This window comes from Acetobacter cerevisiae (assembly GCF_001580535.1).
Lineage (GTDB): Bacteria > Pseudomonadota > Alphaproteobacteria > Acetobacterales > Acetobacteraceae > Acetobacter > Acetobacter cerevisiae.
Map to the genome: position 1 here is coordinate 1 of NZ_LHZA01000056.1, position 3,130 is coordinate 3,130.

Below are 3,130 nucleotides of genomic sequence, written 5' to 3' on the forward strand. Positions count from 1 at the left end.
GCCCCCTCCCGCAAACGACCCCTATTTCGCGCGCCACCGGTAAAACGTGGCGTTGCTAATCCCATGCTCCCGGCACAGGTCAGGAACCGGGACACCGCCCTCAGCCTGACGGATCACACCCATGATCTGGGCGTCAGTAAAGCGATCACTCTTCATCAGAATCTCCTCAATTCTTACGCTGAGAAAATTCTCATTCAAAAGTCACTCTTTTTATGGGGGGATTACCCTCTCAGCAGCCAGCCTTAGCGTATATCTGTGCCCGTTCTATGTACCGACCCCGAAATGGCCAGCCTATCAATCCCCGGCAAGGCCCGCAGAGCGCCCTGGGAGGCCGCACAAAGCGCAATTCCCGTTACTGCCCACCAAACCAGCCACCACACACGGGAACGCCTGTACGGCCATCCTATGACGTCTAGCGGGCATGTTGCGACACGTGAGCTGCTGAATGATCGCCTGAACTCCGATGTGTCTTGAGCAGTTTATGGTTTTGCCCGGTTCTTCTGATGTTGCAGGCGTTGGGTGAGCGCTGAACGGGAGAGCCCCGTAGGGCGTCGAAGGCGCCAACGTGGATGAGGAAGGTGCTCTGATGGAGAGACGATGCGTTTCCGCATCGTCAGATCATGACTTTGCGCCGTAGGCGTGTCCGTTCAGTGCAGGCCCAAAGGGCCGAGCAGGGGGATGCCGGGGGGGGGGGAGATCGCGCTATGTGCGATTGGGGCGGCCGTAGGCCGCGAGCCGGCGGGGGCGGAGCCCCCAAGAGGCGGTGCCTTTTTTGTTAAGAATTTTGTTAAAATATATAGTTAAGAGAGTTAAGCACTAAAAAAACTATGAAAAAACGATTGATAACAGTCTGTTACGGTTATGGGTGGTGGGTGAAACCACGTGTTTGGGTGGGTGAAACCACGATGCTTGGGTGGGTGAAACCACGATGCTTGGGTGGGTGAAACCACGACAGTTGACCATACTTATCCACAGGAAAACGCAGCATTCCCTATAGCTTGAGTGGTTTCGAGTCGTAGTAACTCTCATTTTGACTACAGAGAGAACTCATTGGGTGGGTGAAACCACGATAGTTTAACGAGGCCGCCCTCGTGACAAACGATCCATCAACCCATCCACCTCTTCAGCACGCCGACGATCTGCTTCTACGCGCTCTCTTTCTTTTTCGAGCTTCCTATGCAGCTCAGTCGCTGCCTCAATACCTCGCAACTGAAACATCACTGCCGGTGTACCTTCAACAGTCTGAGTCAACGACATAGTGTAATCAGGAAGTTGGTCTGCTTCGATGATCTTCCGCAGCATACGATTAAATTCTTTAGACTGCGCATCGCTACCTGTTTTTTCATGCAGCACCTCGACACGGCATATCCACCCACCTCTCTGCTGACCAGCATGTTTACGTGCGATCCGATAGAGGGCCCGCTCTAATCCACCAGATAAAAGAAAATAATCCTGATGCATTGTCAGCAAGGATCGCTCACTTACAATGCCTTCATAAACCCAGTTTGATAGGGTGATCGTCATTCCACGCGGCTGATCTGTGTCTGGATCTACTTCCAGCGTCCATCCATCCAGCCATCCAAACTGAGCCTCATTACGGCGCTTAGGTGCCCGTAATGATGTACGGATGGATGTTGTTTCTAGACGCGAAAGGGCAGCTTGCAATTCCTGATAAGCACGTCCTCCTGTTCCCCGTCGAATGCCGCGCAACAAATCATAGGTTGTTGTTGTAAGCGTTCGCGGAAGATCATTGGCCCCCTGCTCTTTCATCCGATTCAATACGGAAGCAGCCCACACAAGAATGTCGGCATCCCATATTGTCGCCATGCCATAAGCTGGCATGGCTTCAACTTTCACCCATGCTTCGCCATTTGGACTGCGATATTCAATTGGCTTAAGACGTTTACGTTTCTGAAGTGAGAAAAATGGCCGCTCCATCACTTCCCGCTGATCTTTCAACGGAAGATCATTCATTAACGGAATAAAAAAGTCGAACTCGGGGTTCGGATCACGCCGTTTACTCATGGTGCAAACCTAGTGTGCCCTCGCTGCACCAGATATTGGCGCAATAAACGCTCGGTAATGACCGTCAAAGGTTCTCCACCTTCCTCTACACTCAACTGACGGAGTGTACGGTGCATATCCTCTGGGATATGGATCAAAACCGGTTTTTTCCCAGGATGACTATTTTTCTTGCGTGGCGAAGGTGCGTTCCCATCAAGACGTGATCGGGTAGTAGCCTCTTTAGGCACATTTTCCACTACAACCGTCGGAGATACAGGGGCACTTTCTTCCTCAAAAATGCCGGCTAATGCCGATGCTTTCTTGGGTTTCACCATCATACTATCTCGCTTAATGGTTTATTCGCATAACCGCTTAGTCGCTTAGCCTCAGCATAAGCAGAGCGTAGTTCAGCTGCGGCCTTACCATCTGGATCCAATTCGGCAGCAGTTTTCCCAATCGGTGTTGCTCTATAAAAATCCTTACGGAAATGAAGTTCTGTATCGAACATAGTGACGCCTTTAGCGATGAAGCCCGCTCGAGCATCTTTCCCTTCTGAACCTTGGTAAGGAACCTGGGTGAGGATCACAGCAAAAGGTGTTCCTGCTTGCTGAACCTGCTTTATGGTTTGCAGCACAGAATGGACATCCAACCCACGCGGAGCGACTGGGATCACTACAAAGTCAGCTTGTTCTGCCGCCAACATAGCAATGTCTTTTGAGTTTGCTGGCGTATCAATGATGATGAGATCCAGCTTTCCACTCTTACGTCCTCGCGAAACATGCAAAGGCAATCCTGCAACACTGCTATCTTTCACCATTACGTCATCAGCCTCTCGTCTCTCAGACCAATAGAGAGCTGATCCTTGCCGATCGTCAGCATCAAGAATCACAACCGCTGCGCCTTCACTGGCGGCTTCGACAGCAAAAGCCGTTGCAATCGTTGTTTTCGACTGCCCACCTTTCTGCGCAATCACGGCCCAAGTCTGCATGATGTCTCCTACTAAGCGACTATGCTTTTTATATAGCTTATTCGTTTAATAGCAAACAACTTTAATCGCATAGTCGCTTAGTTGCATATTCGCTTAGAATTTATATCGCATCCTAGGTGTTTAGTCCCGGGGTTTGAT

Annotated in this window: 3 protein-coding genes and 1 pseudogene; all 4 read right to left on the bottom strand. The window is 50.7% G+C overall.

Annotated features, from left to right (window positions below):
• Positions 1-24: 24 nt before the first annotated feature.
• A pseudogene (locus AD928_RS00485) lies at positions 25-156 on the bottom strand (transposase); the annotation flags it as partial.
• 918 nt (positions 157-1,074) lie between these two features.
• The gene (locus AD928_RS00490) at positions 1,075-2,025 is read right to left on the bottom strand and encodes a replication initiator protein A (protein WP_062247392.1); all 951 of its coding nucleotides are present in this window, start codon (positions 2,023-2,025) and stop codon (positions 1,075-1,077) included.
• Positions 2,022-2,342 (bottom strand): hypothetical protein, encoded by a 321-nt coding sequence (locus AD928_RS14245; RefSeq protein WP_198912719.1) that lies wholly within the window; start codon positions 2,340-2,342, stop codon positions 2,022-2,024. The genes AD928_RS00490 and AD928_RS14245 overlap by 4 nt, the downstream gene beginning before the upstream one ends.
• Positions 2,339-2,992 (bottom strand): ParA family protein, encoded by a 654-nt coding sequence (locus tag AD928_RS00495; protein WP_062247395.1) that lies wholly within the window; start codon positions 2,990-2,992, stop codon positions 2,339-2,341. The genes AD928_RS14245 and AD928_RS00495 overlap by 4 nt, the downstream gene beginning before the upstream one ends.
• Between the last annotated feature and the right edge of the window lie 138 nt (positions 2,993-3,130).